The 18,902-nt window shown below is 49.0% G+C and carries 11 protein-coding genes and 3 pseudogenes; 4 read left to right on the top strand and 10 right to left on the bottom strand.

Features of this window, described 5'->3' with window-relative positions; translation table 11 throughout:
• The 4 genes and pseudogenes from GM30_RS26990 to GM30_RS03320 all read left to right on the top strand — a co-directional run.
• A pseudogene (locus tag GM30_RS26990) lies at positions 1-497 on the top strand (hypothetical protein); the annotation flags it as partial.
• A 32-nt stretch (positions 498-529) separates the two neighbouring features.
• A complete protein-coding gene (locus tag GM30_RS03330) occupies positions 530-1,570 on the top strand; it encodes a PAAR domain-containing protein (protein ID WP_072094021.1) in 1,041 nt (346 codons plus the stop codon).
• A gap of 771 nt (positions 1,571-2,341) precedes the next feature.
• A complete protein-coding gene (locus GM30_RS03325; protein WP_049847484.1) occupies positions 2,342-3,454 on the top strand; it encodes a hypothetical protein in 1,113 nt (370 codons plus the stop codon).
• A gap of 448 nt (positions 3,455-3,902) precedes the next feature.
• Positions 3,903-4,649 (top strand): lipoprotein YafT, encoded by a 747-nt coding sequence (locus GM30_RS03320; RefSeq protein ID WP_049847483.1) that lies wholly within the window; start codon positions 3,903-3,905, stop codon positions 4,647-4,649.
• On the opposite strand, the gene GM30_RS03315 is transcribed toward GM30_RS03320, so the two are convergent.
• The 10 genes and pseudogenes from GM30_RS03315 to tagH form a co-directional block, all read right to left on the bottom strand.
• A complete protein-coding gene (locus GM30_RS03315) occupies positions 4,650-5,969 on the bottom strand; it encodes a VasL domain-containing protein (protein WP_049847482.1) in 1,320 nt (439 codons plus the stop codon). It lies immediately after the preceding gene.
• 229 nt (positions 5,970-6,198) lie between these two features.
• A complete protein-coding gene (locus GM30_RS03310; RefSeq protein ID WP_049847481.1) occupies positions 6,199-6,678 on the bottom strand; it encodes an Hcp family type VI secretion system effector in 480 nt (159 codons plus the stop codon).
• A 78-nt stretch (positions 6,679-6,756) separates the two neighbouring features.
• Positions 6,757-10,225, bottom strand: a pseudogene (tssM, locus tag GM30_RS03305) (type VI secretion system membrane subunit TssM).
• A 12-nt stretch (positions 10,226-10,237) separates the two neighbouring features.
• Positions 10,238-11,626, bottom strand: a complete 1,389-nt coding sequence (tssA, locus tag GM30_RS03300; RefSeq protein WP_049847480.1) for a type VI secretion system protein TssA — start codon at positions 11,624-11,626, stop codon at positions 10,238-10,240.
• Between the two features lie 12 nt (positions 11,627-11,638).
• Positions 11,639-12,214 (bottom strand): annotated as a pseudogene (gene vasI, locus GM30_RS03295) (type VI secretion system-associated protein VasI); the annotation flags it as partial.
• A gap of 65 nt (positions 12,215-12,279) precedes the next feature.
• A complete protein-coding gene (tssH, locus tag GM30_RS03290) occupies positions 12,280-14,916 on the bottom strand; it encodes a type VI secretion system ATPase TssH (protein WP_049847478.1) in 2,637 nt (878 codons plus the stop codon).
• Between the two features lie 9 nt (positions 14,917-14,925).
• On the bottom strand, positions 14,926-15,696 hold the full coding sequence (gene icmH / locus GM30_RS03285; RefSeq protein ID WP_155483911.1) for a type IVB secretion system protein IcmH/DotU: 771 nt from the start codon (positions 15,694-15,696) through the stop codon (positions 14,926-14,928).
• Between the two features lie 52 nt (positions 15,697-15,748).
• Positions 15,749-17,092: a type VI secretion system baseplate subunit TssK gene (gene tssK, locus GM30_RS03280; protein WP_049847477.1), complete on the bottom strand. Its 1,344-nt coding sequence runs from the start codon at positions 17,090-17,092 to the stop codon at positions 15,749-15,751.
• A gap of 2 nt (positions 17,093-17,094) precedes the next feature.
• Complete coding sequence (gene tssJ / locus GM30_RS03275) at positions 17,095-17,619, bottom strand: type VI secretion system lipoprotein TssJ (protein ID WP_049847476.1); 525 nt, start codon at positions 17,617-17,619, stop codon at positions 17,095-17,097.
• Complete coding sequence (gene tagH / locus GM30_RS03270; RefSeq protein WP_420340998.1) at positions 17,616-18,893, bottom strand: type VI secretion system-associated FHA domain protein TagH; 1,278 nt, start codon at positions 18,891-18,893, stop codon at positions 17,616-17,618. The genes tssJ and tagH overlap by 4 nt, the downstream gene beginning before the upstream one ends.
• Between the last annotated feature and the right edge of the window lie 9 nt (positions 18,894-18,902).

Here is an 18,902-nt window from a genome sequence, read left to right as displayed (position 1 = left end):
ACATGGATACCGAAGTGCTCAATAACCGCACCACCGACGTGAAAGTGGACCATACCGAAACCATTGGCAACAACCAGAGTATTACCGTTGGGTTGGGGCAAACGGTGGTTGTGGGCAGGAAGAGAGAGCATGGACATGATCAGAAAGTGACGGTGGCGAATGATCAGATCATAACTGTTATTAACGATCGGACGATAGAAATCACTGAGGGAGATCAAAAGTCAAATATTCTAAAGGGGAACCAATACATTTCTCTCTGTGAGGGAGGGCAGTTAATAAACGTCAAAAAAGATATTAGTATAAACTCCGAAGAAAAAATTGAATTTATCTGTGGTGATTCAAGTATCACGCTATTAAAAAATGGAGAGATCACCCTTAAAGGAAAAGTGATTAAGAACACCGCAGAAAATGAATATCATGTGAACACGAAAAAACTATCGGCGGATGGAAGTGAAGAGCAACTATTAACGGGCGGAATATTAAAATTAAACCCATAAAATTCTTATGAAGTTAAACTTGGGATAATGATATGAGCAAGAATGCAGCAAGACAAAGTATAGATAAAGCAGGACATGATGGCCCGCTAACATCAGGCAGTTCCAATGTTTTTACTGGCGGATTTCCTGCGACGCGGATGGGGGATATCTTTACATGCAAAGAACATGGACCGGGAGTAATTAGTGAGGGTTCAAAAACAGTTACCATCAACGGGCTACCAGCTGCAAGATATGGAGACAAGGTCCTCTGTGGTAATAAAAAATTGCCGCCGAGAAAGAGTCCCAAACCGCCAGAATACCATTTCGCGACACTAGCTAAAAAGACCTATGAAGATGGTTCCATTTTGGTGAAAGATCCGGAAGAGTTTCAGATAAATGTTTTACTAGCATCAGCAAAGTTGTCCGATACAGATGGCGATGGAGATTATGACGTCGCCAATAATAAAATTTCCCTTGAGGATTTTCAATTAAATCATTCATTAAATAATAGTAATACTAATTTAAATATCGGGGGTGCTATCGGCAAGGCTGAAATAGATTCAGGTACGATATCGAATGAAAAAGAAAGCTCAGGAAGTGTTAATGCAAAAGCAACCGGAGTTTCCGGGAATATTGGTATAAGCTCAGGTAAAGAGGGCACTGGTGATTATGGGGGAATAAAAGCAGAAGGGACAGTCGGAGCGGCGGAAGCGAAAGGCGAAATAGGGGCTATATATGATAACGATGAATTAAATTATGGAATAAATTTTGAATTGGGAGCTGAAGCAGCTGCGGCGAAAGGAGAGATTTCTGGCTCAGTAGAATCAAAATATTTTAAAATGAAGGGCGCTGTGAATGTTTCCGCCGGATCTGTTGGGGCCGCACTCGGAGCTGGATTGTGGACTGATGTAGATAACTTCATGCTAAAATTAAAATTAGTGGGAGAGCTGGCTGCCATATTAGGTGTTAAAGGCGATATCGAAATACAGATCGGTCCGTTTACAGATGTACCTTTGCATGAATTATTAACAAGCCCCACTTCAAGCTCTGGGGTAATACTTTCTGGCGCTTCTAATGTCATTATAGGAGGCTAACATGAAAAGTTTCTTTCATTTATTTTCATCGATATATAAAAATACATTTTTTAGATTTATATTAGGGTTTATTTTATATGGCTTATCGGCATACGTTGCAATTAACTTTATTCGAGACATTTTTTTATGCAAGGTACTTTCATTGCTAGGTGTTTATGCTGGGATTTATTATTCTTTTTTTTCAATGTTAGAAAGTGGCATTACGCGAATAGCTTCATTTCATATTAAACACAATAGTACAAACATTTCCAAACAACCAATAAAAGCATTTATGGCTCATAATGCAATGATTTATCGCTGCATTAAAATAGTCTCCAACCTTTTCTATATTTATTTATGTTTTAATGTATTAGTCAAATGACGCATTCTAAATGAATAAAAACAATAACAACAGATAGTAACCAATTTTAGCTTTCCCAGAAAATTTTCATGCCAATTTCGTACACAGAATGAATATATCGGGAGCAGTGACGCCCTTAACTGAAGCATCTACTCATGTCTTTTTAATCTCATTAATAATGTCATTTTGAATGTGTATTCTCTCAGTAAGCATGGAAATAAAAATTTAACAATCAATAACAATCACTTATAATTTATTTAAAACACCGCAAAAAAGCATAGAATATTTTTATAATTATATTATGTGGTGTAAAGCAAAGAATTAATATGACTATTAATTTTACAACGAGCATAAGCTGATATTGTGTCTACGCTAGTCAGTGATAATTATTACATTGAATCAATATGAATTTAAATAATCAGAGGATTGTTATGAAGGAACACAGTAGCGATGTAATATTTTTCCCCGAGGTTATTACATATAGTTCCGATTTCCAAAAAGAACATTTATGGCGTTGTCGTTACACTTCTACTAATTCAAAGAGCCTACATTATAAAATACTGCTTCCGCTAAATGTCAAGCCGGTCAGTATAGAACCTAAACCCATCGATAAACTTCATGGCTTCTATACTATTGGTTGTTATCAAACAATACCCGATACTGAGTTCCCATTTATGGAAATAGCAGTGATTTATGAGTTTATAAAGAATGATATTGATGCCAGTGAATGGCTTGATTATATATCACTATCTCAAGGTGAAGAAACCATTCATCACAAATACTATTATAGCGTCAGCGGGAAATATTCGGATATTTTAACAAAAAAACATTCTGACGGAAATGTGATAATATCAAGAATTAGAGCTTTTAAAAATTATGACTTCGAACGAAAGGGAGTTAATTTAATTATGGTAAAAGCCAGCTGCTCTCTGACAAGTTATGATTTTTTAGCTGAGGATTTACTTCATTGTGTGAAGTTTTTTACTCTAATTAACGATTCCGAATGGCATCTCGCAGAAGAGCTAAAAAGCATAAATATAAATTCACCTGCAAGTTACTCATTTTATCATCCTGCGTCATGGCGGTATACGGAACGATATAATAACCAGTTAATGAGCTACCACTCATTAATAATGAAAAAAAACGGTCTAATTCATGGCATTATTGATGTTTATTTTTTATGCGCCAATACGGCAATTAACAAAGAACAATTCTGCAATCTCCTCATGGATAAACTGAAAAAAAATAGTTATTCCGCAGCAAAAGACATCACCTTAAAAGCAACTATAAATACACTCAATAATAATATAGAAGAATTATGGGCAGAGGAACTTGAAATAAATAATTCAAAGAGTGGAGAGTTTATGCTAGTTGTCTTTGCAGGTAAAGCCCAGAAGAATTGGTTCTATTTAATTGGTTCGCTTACGCAAAAGAAAAAAGACTTCAAATTATGGGCCACTGGAAAGAGGGCGATAAACATCATATTAAATTCATTGAATAACTATGATTTGATTTATGAAGATGCTTTTTATGAAAAGCCTTAACAATTAAAAAACCCTATTCCTAATTCGATTTTATTCGAAACATGTGACAAAAGCAAGTTACATTTATTGTCCCGAAGTTGATCATGTAAACTATCATTGAATTTCAGTAACATTATATTTCCTTTCACTGTAAGCTCGACATAAGAACTTCACCATTATAGATCTGCATCAGATGTCGTGCCGAGTAAAACGCTTATCATTCATGTAATTCACGGAATATGCCGGTCCGCTGACTTACATGCCACACATTGCATAATTAACACAGACGTCGCGTCAAATTACAAATATACATCCATATATTTTTTGATAATGAGAGGAGCGTTGTACGTGCTATATAAAAGAAATCGTTATTATTATAACAGTACAAAAAAATGATGAGATTTAGTCGATTATTTAAACCATCAAACAATAGCGACATATACCTAATACCATTGAAGGATCATAAAGTATGCATTTCCGATTAACACTATTTCTGTGCGCAGCTACATTTCTCTCTGGCTGTTCGTATTCCCCTATCGATGCAAAAAAGAATGGAACCCCCCGCGCGGAAACTCGCATCAGTAAAGCAACCAGCGTACAGCTGACAGACAGAGACGTCTTTGGAAGCGAGGCCACGCTGGCTGTTTCGGAAGAAGATATTCAGGATGCGCTTGACGGAGAAGCATTCAGTGTCCCGCTGAATGCTTCCGTCATACTGGTTCAGTCCGGCAGTCGCGCGCCAGAAATGATGATGCAACAGGAGATGAGTAAGTATTATTTAATTTCAACTTTCTCCGGGATCCCTGATACGCAAAAATCACTTTCCTGTAATAGTAATGCGGATAACGCCGAAAGCGAAAATATGAATTACATGCAGGCATTGCGTTATATCGCTGCTAAGGGTCAGCAAAAAGCCGTGATTGTTTACTGGGATGAATTACAGAGCGGAAAATACGATACCGTCACTAAAAATACAGTATGGTCAGGTTACAAAAATGAAAAATTCACAGATGCTACCCTGCTCCGCTATCTGGTACGTTTCGCGCTCGTGGATGTCGCAACGGGTGAATGGGCGACCTGGTCTCCCGTCAATTATGAATACAGTGTACTGTCGCCGACAGGGGCAACATCAGAGACGCAGGAACAACAAATCACCCAACTAAAACAAAAAACCTATGCGGCTGTTGTGAAGGATCTTGTCAGCCGCTACGAATAACTACTCTGCCGCCGCTGTTGGCTCTTTTGTTAATAACCACCAGCGGCTGAGCACGCCATTTAAGCGTTCCTTAATTTGCTTTTCCAGCAGATCCGTATTTTCACCGTGAGCTCGACGCTCTTCGTATTGTGTCAGAAGATACTCAAGGGGTATTTCCTGATTCAGCATCCTCTCGGCCTGGTAGATCACAGTTTTAATATACGAGATCGTGAGCCCTTCTTTATTCTTTTCCCGCTGTAACAAGAGCTCGGCGAATGCCCGCAAATCGGTTCGTGTTTGCTGCCAGCCCTGTAGCGACGGACTCTCTTTCGCCCGAAGATTCAGCATGTTATTCCACGTGACGGTAGCGTGTTGCTGCTGCTGACTTTCCGGCCATTGGCTACCTGCAATACGCGTCATCTGCTCGCCAGTGTCCAGTTGTTGCATCGGAGAAGCACTGAGCAGTTTCCTGAGCTGTGCGTCATAGTCTGAAAGCGACGGTGATGCCAGCCAGGTGGCTGCCGCTCCCGATGCAACATCACGCACACGGCTGCTCTGTTGCTGAAGAGGGTAAACCAGCCACCACCAGAGCATTACAGAAACGGCTGCGGAACATGCGACACCAATTACACATCCTTTCAGGATGCCGATAGATCGCTTCGCCGACATCTCCGTTGCGCTGCGATGAACAGTGACTCTCATTTCAGGAAGTTCTGGTAAAGGAGCAACTACATCAGTTTCTGCATTTTCCGGCTTATAGATCAGCGTTCTGACGGTAGTTATTTCAGCGCTATCCGCTACTTTAGCTTTTGGCTGCGGTTCGTATCGTTTCCTTGTGTTCTGAACAAAATAGAGTAAGTTTTCAACACGCGGAACGCGCTTGAGCTCCACTTGCTGGAGCTTATCGCAGATCACCTGCAATGCTCGCTCCACACGATACAACAGCGGAAGATCGGCTTCAGAAAAGGACATTTGCTGACGCAGAATATTGCCAGTACGGGTATTAAACCAGTCGAGCATTTCCGTTCGCGCAGCTCCACTCTGTGGCCAGAACGTTTCCCACTCATGACTTATCATCGCCGCCAGCAATTCCACACCTTCACAAAAGCCTGTCAGACCTTGTGTACGGGTCCGCGCCAGTGTGAAATAAGCAGCAGTGTGTAAGTCCACGCCGTTAGCTTTAAAGATGCTCAATGCCAGAGATTCGACCAGCTTCCAGTTCATTTCAGGCTGTGCGGGATGGCTGGCTTTGTTAACTTCTTCACGGATAGCGCTGAACTCCGGCAGGCCACGCGGATCGCGCCCGGTAATAATCGTCTGAGTATTGGCAGATATGTTCATTTTCTCTTCACTCATGGAGCTATAAAATAAGTTAACCCGCTTATTTTTTGATGTGATAACCGAACCGAGTGTACATTTCTTATTTTTTATAAATTTAATAGTGTCAAATCCACCTGCAATATAATAATCAATAAAAAGATATATAGTTTTTATAAGAAATTAAACCTGTACTACTTTCTATCCACTCGTAGTATCCTTTCATTGCAAAAATTCCTTTGGATTACAGCATTTAAAATATACGGTCACTCCACAGGCTATAAGCGCTTGTACCCGCAGTACAATGCTCCCAGCTAATGGATTCATAAGTGAGATCTATAGACTCTTCCGGTTGCCCCTCGCTGTCATCGATAGTGTGAGGGTTGTGTAGTTGAATACGGGAGATTCTGGCATTTGTCAGTTTAAGCTTATAATAACATTCATTCAGGCCAGTCCGGTTTGTGCGATAAAAACTGAAGTCACAATTTAACGCTTCATTTTCATTTATGGCTTTCCCCAGTAACGGCGATGACTTATCAACCGGTTTAACCAGCCTCAATGCCTGATGATTTACATTTTGCTGACGAGTTAACCCATGCGTGAGCGACAGCACCATTATTTGGTCGCGATGGCTTAATTGCGCTTTATTGCCAATGGAATCCAGGGAGGAGCAACCCGCCGAAATCAGCCCTTGCATTTGTCCATTCAGTGTCAAATAGATAATATTCGCCATGACAATTCCTTAATATCATAAATATTTAATATAGATATTGCACCGCGCCGGCTTATAACTCCGGCGCGAGATTTTTATTTAGTACAACGTATCCGGCAACCGGAACTGGCTGAACAATCCACCGGTAAACGGATTATCTTCGGTATCCGTATGGACACGGTAAACCATGTAGCCGCCATCTACATTAAAACGAACCGTAAATGTGCCTTCCTCCACACCCGTTAACTGCCCAGCGCCAAGTAACCTGAACTGCGCCCACGGACCGCTGAAAGCTATACTGCGAGGCGCGCTGCCTTTACCGGCACTGACCAGCGTCAGCTTGCTCTCATTTCCTTCGCGCATGTTATTCGGCCAGACCAGGTGTGCTGTGTAATTACGGCCCTGCGCATAGTCCACCAGTTGGCCATCCAGGTTCAGCACACTACGTCGCTTATTACCTGACAACGCGACGGTTTCTACCGCAAACTGAGTGCCTAACCCATTCTGGCGACTAAAGAAGATATCGCGGATTTTCTGCGCAGCGTCCAGTTGACTGAGGATATCCTCTCGAATGATTACATTATCGTCGTCATCTCTACTCAGATCGTTTTCAATAAATAGCTTCAGATTCTGCTGATAAAACGAGTCAAGAACCCCGTCCGGCTTAAAGAACCGTTCAAAAGCATCCAGCGAGGCATCCTCTTTCGCTTGCGGATTAAAGGGGTATTTATCCGCCAGCTGATTATTAAAGGTTTCCACAACGTTGTTGCGCCAGTCCAGTTCCATATAGTGCACGGCTTCTACCATCACCACATGCCAGGCCTGGTCCGCCAGCTTACCAACCCACCGGTTAAGCGGGGCAGGCAAATTTTTAGCTAATTGTCGGGTAGCGAAAATCGGATCGCTGCTATTTTGATCCAGCCGCAACTGTACTGCTTTTAATGCAGATTTCCCTGGCACCGGCGCGTTTTGTATCGCCAACAGGTAGCGGTGAAGCTCCGTCAGTTGCTGATAAACGGCCTGCAAGGTACTGGCTTTTTCCCTCTGCTCTGCCAGCGTACTGTTTTCTGCCGAAAACTCCTGCCCGAGGCGTGTCAACAGCCGATAATCCGCCTCTGCCAGTATTGCCTCTCTGGCTTTTTCATCGAGTTTTTCCGAAAGCGCAGTGGGCTGTGTGTTGTCGCGCAGGGTCACCAGTACTCGCTGGAAAGGCTGATCGCCGCTGATGATCTGCTCAAGCGCGTCAGTTAGCTCTGTCACAGATTCATAATTACGGATGTTCAGATTATCCATGCCGGCTCGCCAGGTCGCGGTGTAATCGCTCAGATATTGTTCGGTCAGTTGCCGCTGGATCTCTTCTCTGTCTGCATCGCTATAACTGACGCTGCGGGTAAGATTCAGTACCCACGAATCCATCGCAGTGAGCTCTATGAGTTCATCACGCTGTTTTACAAAGTAATTTTGCAGACCGTAGCGGGTAAGAAACTGCGGAATAATAAGTTTGTCGTTATCCCCGGCAACAAAAACCCGATCAAACGCAGCACCGGTCTGATCCCTGATATTCAGATCGGCAGGCAATACGCTCTGAGCACGTGTTTTCAGACTTTGATAAACGCGCTGATAAACCGGGAGTTTGCTGAGTTCCTTCTGCGCGGCAACGACAGGCTTCTCATAAGGTGCCCAGCGGCTGATAGCGTCACCCTCCCCCGCCAGGCGCTGGGCATGCCAGTCAGTACGATTCAATGCATAGTCCAGATGCGACATAAGTTGCACCTGAATATCACGCTGGCCGTGAAATTTCTCGCTCCAGCGCTTCGCCATGTATTGTTTCACCACAGCGTTATTACGCCCGCTTTTATCTTCCAGCATGCGAACGACGCGCAATACCGCAAGCTTCTCTTCACTTTCTGGCGGCGCGTTGTTCATGTCATTCATCAGACCATTAAGCACGGCGGGCATATAACGCTGTGCCAGCAGTTGCAAATAGGTCTCTTCAACATAAGGACCGATGCGCGTTCCCTGATACAACCCCATATCCGCGAACCGGTTATGATCGCCCCAGTCACCGTAAGCCAGTGTTGCATCACGTAACGGGTTTAGTAGTGGAAGTTGCAGATTTCCATTGTCGTCCTCACCCTGCGGCGGCGGGATCGCCATAAAGGATTTCGCCTGTCTGAGCACGGTGATACCCGCGTCATAGTTGCTATTGTAGTAATGGTGCCANGGAGTCCGCAAGCCAGACGCTGTTTTCACTCGCCAGATTAGGCTCAGCCAGCAACACCTGTGGGAATAGCATGCGCATAAAGTACGGCGCGCTTTCCACCAGTGGCCAGGCCGTAAGAGAGCTACTACCAAGGCCATACTGCCGGGCGGCAGACTGCATAAAGATATCGTCGACCTGTCCGCGCTGTGCTGAAGAGGTAAGATACACACCGCGCAGCATGACATCGTTACCCTCCCCATCGAGCAAACCGTCAATCAGCGTTGTCAGTTGAACACCTGCCCCCTGCATCTGACGGGAAAAGCTGAACAGAGAGCTGCGCGGTGCAGCCCTTCCCTGTGCAAGCATGCGATCCGCCAGCGCGTGATTCATTCGCTGCCCCCATTCCTGCCAGAACGCATTCAGTTCTGATCGCCAGTCACTTTTTTCATGGGCGCTTCGGGTAAACGTCACGCCAAGAATCGCATCACGATCCTTTTTTTCCAGCGAGTGAAAAAGCGCTGAGAACCCTGACAGCAGATCCAGCTTCGTCAGCACAAGATAGACCGGTAACCGACAGTGAAGATGCTGGCGAACTTCCTGCAAACGACTGCGCAACAAGTGCAAAAGCTGTTCCCGGCGGGCTTTATTTGCCGTCAGGAAATCGGGGAGGTCAAGGGTCAAAATAATACCGTTAAGCGGCTGTCGCGCCCGCTTCCGTAACAACCAGTCCAGCCAGTTTTCCCGTAATCGGCGGTACAGAAGATCATCATCTCCACTCGCCGTCAATGCGCCGTCAATATCAAAAATGACCGCCTGATTACCAACATGCGGGGTGATAGCCACGAGCTGTTCTCCGTCTCGCAAACGCTCCGGAGTATAGAGAATATCGGACGGAAAACCTTCCCTTAATAGCGTGGATTTGCCACTCTCCAGCGGGCCAATAACCATATACCACGGCAGTTGCCAAAGATAATTACGGCTATCCAGATGACGCTGAAGACGCAGTAACCAGCGATCCAGGTAACGCTGATGAAAATTGATCTCCTGAGCCAGGGGATCCAGCGCCTCCTGACGTTGTTCCTGCTGTTGTTTTTCAATTTGTTGCAGGCGTTTCACAACTCGTACCGTGATCCACACCAGTGCAATCAGCCCCCATATCGCCGTCGCCAGCCAGCGATTCGTCAGTGGTTTAAGCCATGATTCGCCATACAGTGTCCATGTCGGGCCTTTCCACCAAATCCACACCAGTAGAAAAATCCATGCCAGCGCCAGCAGCCATGCAGCGGACACCGTTAGCCGGGGCATCGCAGGCCTGAGCAAAGATTTCAACCCGGTAAAAATGCGGGGCGTCGGTATTCTGACCACAAAAGCTCCTTGTTATTCTTTTATCTGTTCTTGCAGTTGCTGCAATAGCGCAGGCTCCCAGTCCGCCAGCGCTATATGGCGAGCCGACTGGTGTAACGTGCCGTAATGCTGGCGCGCCAGCTGTTTCATGCCAGCGACTTCCAGCATCTGAGCGCCCAGCCACTCGCGGTAAAATCGCGTACGCAGCTCTCCCTCCGGCTGCTGTTCCAACAGCAACAACGCGGCTTCCAGCCCTTGCTCTTCGAAGCATTGCCAGACCAGGCGGGTTTCCTCGTTTGCCGTGAGTTCTGCCGTTACCGATGCCGCGACGGTGGTGTTTTCCAGCCATTGCCGGGTGGTGTCGTTCATAAAAAGCGTGCGATCGCTGAATTTCAATGCAGACAACCCCGGCAGACGCCGCAGGAAGCGCCCCGTTTCATCGCGAATAGCTTCGGCAATATCGGGGTATTCAAGTTGCTGCGCGATACGTGCAGAAAGATGATGGCCATCCAGCCAGTAGGGGGCCCGCAACAGACTTTGCTCGACCTGATGCCAGAGCGTTATATCCGCACTGCTGAGGCGATTCTGGTAGTCGGCGACCCTGTCTGCGGAAACGGCTGCCAGAGGCGTCCGGCCATCGCTCTCTGACTGCGGTGTGCTGGTAATAGATTGCCACAGCGCATGACGGCGCAGGCGATACCCCAGCGGCGACGCTGGTTGACGTTCACAAAGGATTTCCGCGACCTTCAGTAAGGTTTCGCGCCAGGCTTTGTCATCATAGCTATTCACGTTTACTGTCGACGCGGGCATAGCGGGAACATCAGCCGGTGCTGCAACCGCAGGATGAATCGCTGCCGATGGACGCAATGCTGTTGTCGGAGCGGCGTCCTGAAAGGCACGTCGATACAATACCGCAAGCTCATCAGTCGCTTGCGCCAGTTCAGACGCATCGTGCTCCTGCCAGAGTTGCGCCAGCCTCGCGAGTTCACCTAACAATGTATCCCGCTGCTTTGCATCCGCATCGGTAGTAAACCCATCAATACCTTTTTCGAAACGCTTCAGTATCTGATCGGCAAACCGCTTCTTATGCGCAATATTTTGCGGCCAGGCGACCAGCCAGAAATGCGCTACATATAGCGCCAGAAGCCGAATCGCCAAAAGTGGATCGCCGGTGTGCTGCAGGGTGCGCAGCAGATGCGCCAGCAACCGTAAATCTTTGCTTTCCGATGCCAGCAGTTGCAGCCCCCGGCGCTGAAGTTCAGGCAAATCGAGCTGCTTATGAGCGAGTGACCCCAGCTTAACGATCTCACTCTCGATAAATTCCCAGTGAGGGTTGTCGTCATTCAACGCACGGGATTGCTTCTCTTCCGGCAGCGTTTCAAGCAAATGTGAAATCCAGGTGTCAGGGTTACGTAAATCCATATTGTGCGCTCCTTACTCCCCTGCCCAATGGCAGGCCTTACGCAGCGGTGCAATCGCCTGCGCCAGCCCATCGATCGCGAAAGTCAGCTTACCGGCTGCGCCTTCTGTACCTGTATCCACGGTAAGCATCTTTACGCCGAAGAGCTGTTTGATCTCATCAATACCGGCCAACCCCCGACTGGACTCCAGCAGGACACCATTTTCACGAACAAACCAGCGGCTGCGGAATTGTCGACCATCGACAGTTAGCGTTACGGGAATGTCGTTTTCACTGCGCGCCTGCATTAGCGCCACCTGCATACGTGTAATATTGTCGACGCAACTCAACATCAACACAGGGCGAGGTGGCAGATTGCCAATGGCGGGTGTGGTGATAACAACAACGGGATGCTCCTCACCGGTTTGCGTCACCAGCAACGCGGTCGTGTCGCCAGTTCGCTGTTTCTCCTGTTCGATCGCCCGTTGCCATGCTTCACCTGAATAACGCGCTTTGACCAGCGCACCATCAAACGCATTAGCGGGCTCCGGGGNNAGCGCGCCAGCCTCTTTTCGGCAGACGCTCATAGCCTGTAACGTCTCCTGAACGTCAGATTCACCGGCGAGCACCGGAGTCGTTATCAAAAGCAGGCTAAGCAACCGGCAAATAGCGTTGCTCATAACGCGCCTTCACTCACCGCGCCCGGCACATCAGCATCTTCAATGTCTGCCGTGAAGGCACCTTCTGCTGCTGATATCCGGATTCTGGCAATTGCTGTGTTGGCTGCCATTTTTTGCAACAGTAGCAGTGACAACGGCGGCAACATTTCACCATCGATGATCGACTCCAGCATGCGGGCGCCATTCTCGGCGCGCGTGACGCGCCGCATGATTTCATCCGTTACCGCCTGCGTTATCTCGACCTCCGCACCGAAGCGGGAGCGCAGCACGCTATCCAGACGAGCCAGTTTCGCGGTAATGATGATGGCGATAGTCTCTTTCGACAACGGCAACCAGGGAATAACCTCCATGCGCGCCAACAACGCTGGTTTAAAGAATTCCGCAAGCACCGGATACAACGCTTCCCGCATGGTCTCCGGCGCCTCTGCATGTTCAACAATGGCCTGATAGCCGAGGTTAGAGGTGAGGAAAAAGAGAATATTTTTACAGTCGATAAGGCGGCCTTCACCATCTGCCATTTCACCTTTGTCGAATGCCTGATAAAACAGATTGAGCACATCCGGATGCGCTTTTTCCACCTCATCGAGCAACACCACAGAATATGGTTTCTGGCGGATAGCTTCGGTCAACACGCCTCCTTCACCGTAGCCGACATAGCCGGGAGGGGAGCCAATCAGGCGTGAAACGGTATGCTTTTCCTGAAACTCCGACATATTAATGGTGGTAAGGTATTGCCGCCCTCCGTAGAGTAAATCCGCCAGTTGCAGCACGGTTTCAGTTTTCCCCACGCCGCTTGGCCCCACCAACAGAAACGCACCTAATGGGCGCCCCGGCCGGCGTAAATCAGCCCGGGCGGTCAGCAGGTGCTTATGAAGGTGGTTAATCGCCAGTGACTGACCTTTAATGGTTTCGCCAAGCCATTGCGGAAGGTCGGTAATTACTGCCATTTCATTTTGCGACAGGCGATTGAGCGGCACGCCGGTCCATTCAGCAATCACGGCGGCGATTTGCTTTTTGTCTACATGCGGTGAGACCAGGCGCTGTTCGTTATGCAACATACTCAATTGAGTAGTGAGTGTCGTCAGCTGTTCGACGGCGCTGGCATCAGGCTCATCCTCCGGGCTGGTCAACAGCAACTGACGCAGTGCAATGATTTCCTGTACCAGCGACTGCTGCTGCCGCCAGGCATCTTCCAGCTCCCGCAATGCCATATGAGTCGCCTCATACTGCGCGTGGACCTCTTCCTGCCGGGAAGCATCGGTACGCAACCCGATGCGCATCTCACGTTCAAGCTGGCGGATTTCCGCTTCGCACTGATGGCTTTGGGTGGTCAGCGCCGAAATCTGCTTTGGCGGTGAGGAGAGATTAATCGCCACGCGGGCACAGGCGGTATCCAGCACATCAATTGCTTTGTCCGGTAACTGGCGACCAGACAAATAGCGCTCGCTCAACGATGCCGCGGCCTGTAAAGCATCGTCGTCGATCAGCACACCGTGGGATTGCTCATACACGGATGACAGACCGCGCAGGATGATGGTTGCCTCTGCCGCGTTCGGTTCGCTCACTTTCACCAACTGGAAACGACGCGACAAGGCGGCATCTTTCTCGAAATATTTCTTGTATTCACTCCACGTCGTGGCGGCAATGGTTTTTAGTTCACCGCGGGCCAGCGCCGGTTTCAGCAGGTTCGATACATCCAGACCCCCCTGCTGATTACCCGCGCCAATCAACGTGTGTGCCTCGTCGATAAACAAAATGATGGGCTTGGGCGACTGAATGACCTCCATCATCAGCCCCTTAAATCGCTTTTCGAACTCCCCTTTCACCGATGCGCCAGCCTGCAATGCGCCTAAATCCAGGGTCATAATGTCCGTGTCGCGCAGTTTGTCTGGCACACTGCCCGCGACAATGCGCAGCGCAAGTCCTTCAATAAGCGCACTTTTACCAACACCCGCTTCACCCACCACCACAGGATTATTTTTGCGGCGACGGCAGAGAATATCGATCATCAGATCGATTTCGTTATCGCGACACAGAACTGGATCAAGCCTGTCGTGGCGTGCATCGTCCGTCATATTTTTCGTATAGCGGGCCAGCAGGCTGTCATCGGCATTCATGGTTACTACTGAGGGATGCTCGCCCCCATTCAGCACAACGGATTCTGCCGACGTCTGTGTCCACTGTATAAAATCCTGTTGCAGACGATCGCGATTAATAGCCGTCAACAGTCTTGCCGCTTGTGGCGGCACGTAACGCAATGGGGAATGCAAAAGCGCCAACAGCAGGACGCCACCACGAAGTTCTGCCATCTGCATTTCTGCAGAGGCCAGTAGCCACGCATCTTTCAGCCATTCGACCAGCATGGGAGAAAAAGACGGGTAGGTATCCACCTGACGTGTCGTCGCATAGTTTTCCACCGTCAACGCCTGGCGCAGCGCATCTGTAGCGATATCAGCCTGTTCAGCAATAACGCGAAAATCACTTCGAGGCATCGAAAGCATCTGCAACACCACATGGCTCACGGTAATTTCGGCCGCCTGCTGGGTCATACATTCAGAAGCCGCCATCTCCAGCGCCTGTTTTGTGAACGTGTTAAGGCGTTTAACCAGCGTCGGCAAATCAATTTGAATCATGGGGTATCCTTACCTGGCGAGAAGCCGGTTTAACTGGTGGAGAATGTCCTGGGTCTGCGCATCAAGGCGCTGCAGGTAGAAGAGATAAACCAGCGTCAGTACCGTAAGCCCCCCCAACAGAATGTGTTTGATCGTGAGGCGCTTAATCAGCTGATAGCGACCACCCTGCGCTTTTTTATCCAGATGCAGCAGCGGAAACGGTGCCTCGCCGCGAAGCGGGTATAAAACATGGTGCAAACGGCGATAAATCAGTTCGAATTCTTCCAGGCTCTGCAGTGCGACCTTGTAACGGCCGCGAAAGCCGATGGAAAAACAAAGAAACAGGAATTCCAGCAAGTCCTGATAGCGTTTCGGCTCGCGCATCAGGCGTTCAAGCAGGATGAAGACTTTCTCGCCTCCCCATGCCTCGTTATGGAAATGCACCAGCAGCGACTGCTTTATCCATTCGTTTTTGTTTGACCAGCCATTACCCAGTGCAGCCTCATCGATAAACGTACAGAGGATATAGCGAAACGAGACAATGACGCCGGGCTCATATCCCTGTTCCTGAAGTAGCTGCTCTACAGCCTGCACGTCGGTTACAACCTGTGCAAAGAGATGTTCCGGCATAGCATGGCTGTTCATAGTGGCCAGCCGCATCACCATTCCCAGCAGCGGCGTGGCCGCGTCAATCATTGGGTTAAGACTGTTGCCGCGAAGTGCCAGCCGATACTGACGACGGGCATTATCTTCCGCTATTTCAGGTGAAAAACCGCCGAACAACTCTGATGAACCCGCCATCATCGGTACGCTGTTTTTGTCATGAGAAAAGGCAAACTGCTCGCTCATGGTCTTAACTCCTGATTGCCCACAGCTGCATATCCAGCTCCGGGAATGTGCCAGAAATATGCATCGCCAGGGCCCCGGCCTTCACAACGTCCTGCCAGGTCGCTGTGCCTTTTTCCAGTTCGAAATAGACGTAACCGTCGTGATACGGCAACTGGCGTGGAGCAGCAGGAAGTGGGCGCAGCGGAATTCCCGGCACCTGTACGCTAACCATATTGCGGATTTTGTCGGTGGCCGCGATCTTCGACTGTTGGGTGAACTGAAGAATCAGTTGGTTATGCGGCATCCGTGCCCGTACGGCCAGCACGAACACGCCGGATTGAAGAAGTTCCGGCTCGTTGACCGTCGCCAGATAAACGCCTTCGGTGAAGATCAGCGGCAGATTTTGCGCACGGGGACGCAGAACAATATTTAATGCCCGGCGCAGCTCCGGAATCACTGTTTTAAATGACTGCGTGAGATCGCGATGATCGTAAGGCTCAACGGTACACGGGAGTCGGCTGTTCTCAGTGAAAGTCATCAGTTCGCCCAGCACGCGGAGCAAATCCAGGTAAAACGCTTCCGGATGCAGAACGTGCAAACAGGCCAGATGAGAAAAGTGCATCTGATGGCGATTAAGCATCTGCAACATCATAAACTCCGCCACATCTGCAATACCGCTTTGCTCTGGCGAGCCAATCCGCTTTGCCAGATCTGCGGCACGGGTGGCGATGAGACCCTGAATTTCACCGACAAAGCGTTCCAGCACCGGACTAACGCGAACAGTCTGGCAGGTTGGAATGAAACTGTCGTCCAGCACCAGCGCGCCGCCGGACAACCGGCTGCGAATGCGGCACAACGGCAATACCACCATAGCACTAAGGTCTTCTGCACCACTGACAATCTTTGGCGCCAGTTGACCGAGAGCCAGCGGCTGTACGTCGCCCCCATCGGTGTGTAAATCGCGAACGTCGGTCAGAGTAAGGCGATAACGCTCGGAGCTTTGCCCGGCGCTGCGTAACCCTTTAATTTCATTGATGACGTCACTCATAACCGGCAGTGCAAGATAAATATCGTGACTTTCCGACGTTGCCAGATCGACGGGCTGAAAAGGGGCTGGCAGCAAATCCTGATCGGGAATACGAAACACCGTCCCGTCTGGCATGCAACCTGATGCCCGGTTAATCATGATTTTGCCCTGCGCGAGCAATTCTTCATTGATCGACAGTTCAGTAAATCCCCAGGCAAAATTTTCCAGGGCGCCCAGACGCTCACTCAGGATGTAGTCGCTATGGCGCTGCTGCTGTTGAAAATGCTGCGGCAGAGCAAACAGGCCTTCCTGCCAAATCACTCTGTTTTTCGTGGTTGCCATGGTCAGTCGTCCTCTTTTTTAATCTCAATGCTGTTCTGCCGAACATGAACCAACAGGCGGTAACGATGCCCTGTCCCTTCTACTGATTCTGTCTGTTTCCATTCACTGGTCTGGTCGTCAGAAAAATAAGCGACGACACCGATAAACTGTGTTTTTTCGTTCAGCTTTACTGGCGCTTGGGTTTTGATGGTGTCCGGAAGCAGGGTAAAGTCCTGGTGTTCGATATAGTTTTTCCCGAGTACATCCGGAAGTGGTGTAGTGGCTATCTGGTCATAGTCCGCAGACTGCAGTTTTGAGTCATCACTCAGATAAACCAGCTGGACATCAATGGGGGCGGGCTCTCCGTCACTATTGATATTGGTGTCCTGTTCGGTAAGCAGGGTGACGGTGAGTTCCGAAGGCTGTTCCGCCAGCGTCCCGACCTGGATACCCGGATCGCCGATCACCTGGCCAATTTTTTTCGCCGTTTCGCAACCGGTTAACGTGACTATCATCAGGATGCCAACCAGGAACGTCCTCACCATCATGCTTCCAGCTCCCGCTGTTTTTCACGCAGCACCCGGTCATAAACTTGGGCATAGACTTCGTTAAACAGCATGGCGAACCCCTGTTGACGGTCAGACGCCAGCTCATCGTAATAATGGCTGTACATTCGCCATGCGCCTGCGTCATCCAGTTCGCGGCGGAGTTCATGACTACGCCGGTACTGTACAAACCGACGCATCAGGTTCTGTGGTGAGAAAGCGTCAAGCATGACTCGCAACGCTTCGGCAATGGCGGCACGATTGGCTTCTTCGTGATGACGCACATTACGCAGGCTCTCACGAATAGCGGCAGGCGCCGCCAGGTGTACCGGGCTTTTCCCCTCGGCAAACATCACTTCCAGCGCCGTGCTGTAATCAAGGTTCAGGCGCAATGGGTTATCCTCAAGCGGGCGCAGATGCTTATCCGACAGGCTGTTCTGACTGTGCTGGAGATCAAGCAGTCCCTGAATCGCAGCCTGAAGTGCACGACCTGACTCTTCCAGAAAGGCATCCGCATCCTGAGAGTTTTGCACGCTGAGTGAACTCCCTAACCCTCGCAGCAGCGGCGTTACGGCAAGATGCTTTTGTGCCATGTCTGCCAGTGATGTTTCGTCATCCTGCGGATCGGCATAAACGGGCGGCAGATCCATAAACGGCGTATCGATCCCGCCATTGGCTTTCAGATCGGATAACGGAACCGTGCGTTGCTGGTGTGAAGCGGTGGAAAACTGCGTCAGGCTTTCAGTCTGCAGTACCTGAAGGGGGTCGGCAGAAAAACCGTTAACGACGGTTGGCGTCAGTTGATGGCGATGTTGCATGCCCGGATATTCTGGCTGTCCGTCCGTAGATATCAGCGCCTCCGCCAGGCTGTCACGACGCGTGACAATGCTTTCAGGCGTTGCCATCTGCTCGTCATAGCTGATGCGTTTTCCTTCATGCAGAAAGACTTTCAACGCCAGTGCACCAAGATTGATTTCATCACCCTGACACAGGCGGACCAGCCCGGCTTCAGTAGAAACGGGGGCCAGATTGATCATCAACCCCGGCATCAGGCTACGTAAACAAAACGCCCCGTCGTGCCGGACAATAGTACAGGCATGCCCGGCAATAGACCCCGCCCTGTCCTGTACTGACCAGTGGCAATCCCCGGCATGACCAATATCGCCATCCTCACCAGAGAACTGACATTTCGCGGCACGGCCACTTTCCAGCTCGTTGCCATTCATCACCTGTAACGTCAGTGATACGGTGTTGTTTTGTTGTTTTTCTTCAACCACAGACTGCTC

It is taken from the genome of Trabulsiella odontotermitis (assembly GCF_001188485.1).
GTDB lineage: Bacteria > Pseudomonadota > Gammaproteobacteria > Enterobacterales > Enterobacteriaceae > Trabulsiella > Trabulsiella odontotermitis_A.
Note: the sequence above shows the minus strand (reverse complement) of the source record. Positions and strands in the feature narration are given on the sequence as shown.

Coding starts and splice junctions, on each gene's coding strand:
- GM30_RS03330 (WP_072094021.1), top strand. CDS start 530: ATGAGCAAGAATGCAGCAAGACAAAGTATAGATAAAGCAGGACATGAT.
- GM30_RS03325 (WP_049847484.1), top strand. CDS start 2,342: ATGAAGGAACACAGTAGCGATGTAATATTTTTCCCCGAGGTTATTACA.
- GM30_RS03320 (WP_049847483.1), top strand. CDS start 3,903: ATGCATTTCCGATTAACACTATTTCTGTGCGCAGCTACATTTCTCTCT.
- GM30_RS03315 (WP_049847482.1), bottom strand. CDS start 5,969: ATGAACATATCTGCCAATACTCAGACGATTATTACCGGGCGCGATCCG.
- GM30_RS03310 (WP_049847481.1), bottom strand. CDS start 6,678: ATGGCGAATATTATCTATTTGACACTGAATGGACAAATGCAAGGGCTG.
- tssA (WP_049847480.1), bottom strand. CDS start 11,626: ATGGATTTACGTAACCCTGACACCTGGATTTCACATTTGCTTGAAACG.
- tssH (WP_049847478.1), bottom strand. CDS start 14,916: ATGATTCAAATTGATTTGCCGACGCTGGTTAAACGCCTTAACACGTTC.
- icmH (WP_155483911.1), bottom strand. CDS start 15,696: ATGGCGGGTTCATCAGAGTTGTTCGGCGGTTTTTCACCTGAAATAGCG.
- tssK (WP_049847477.1), bottom strand. CDS start 17,092: ATGGCAACCACGAAAAACAGAGTGATTTGGCAGGAAGGCCTGTTTGCT.
- tssJ (WP_049847476.1), bottom strand. CDS start 17,619: ATGATGGTGAGGACGTTCCTGGTTGGCATCCTGATGATAGTCACGTTA.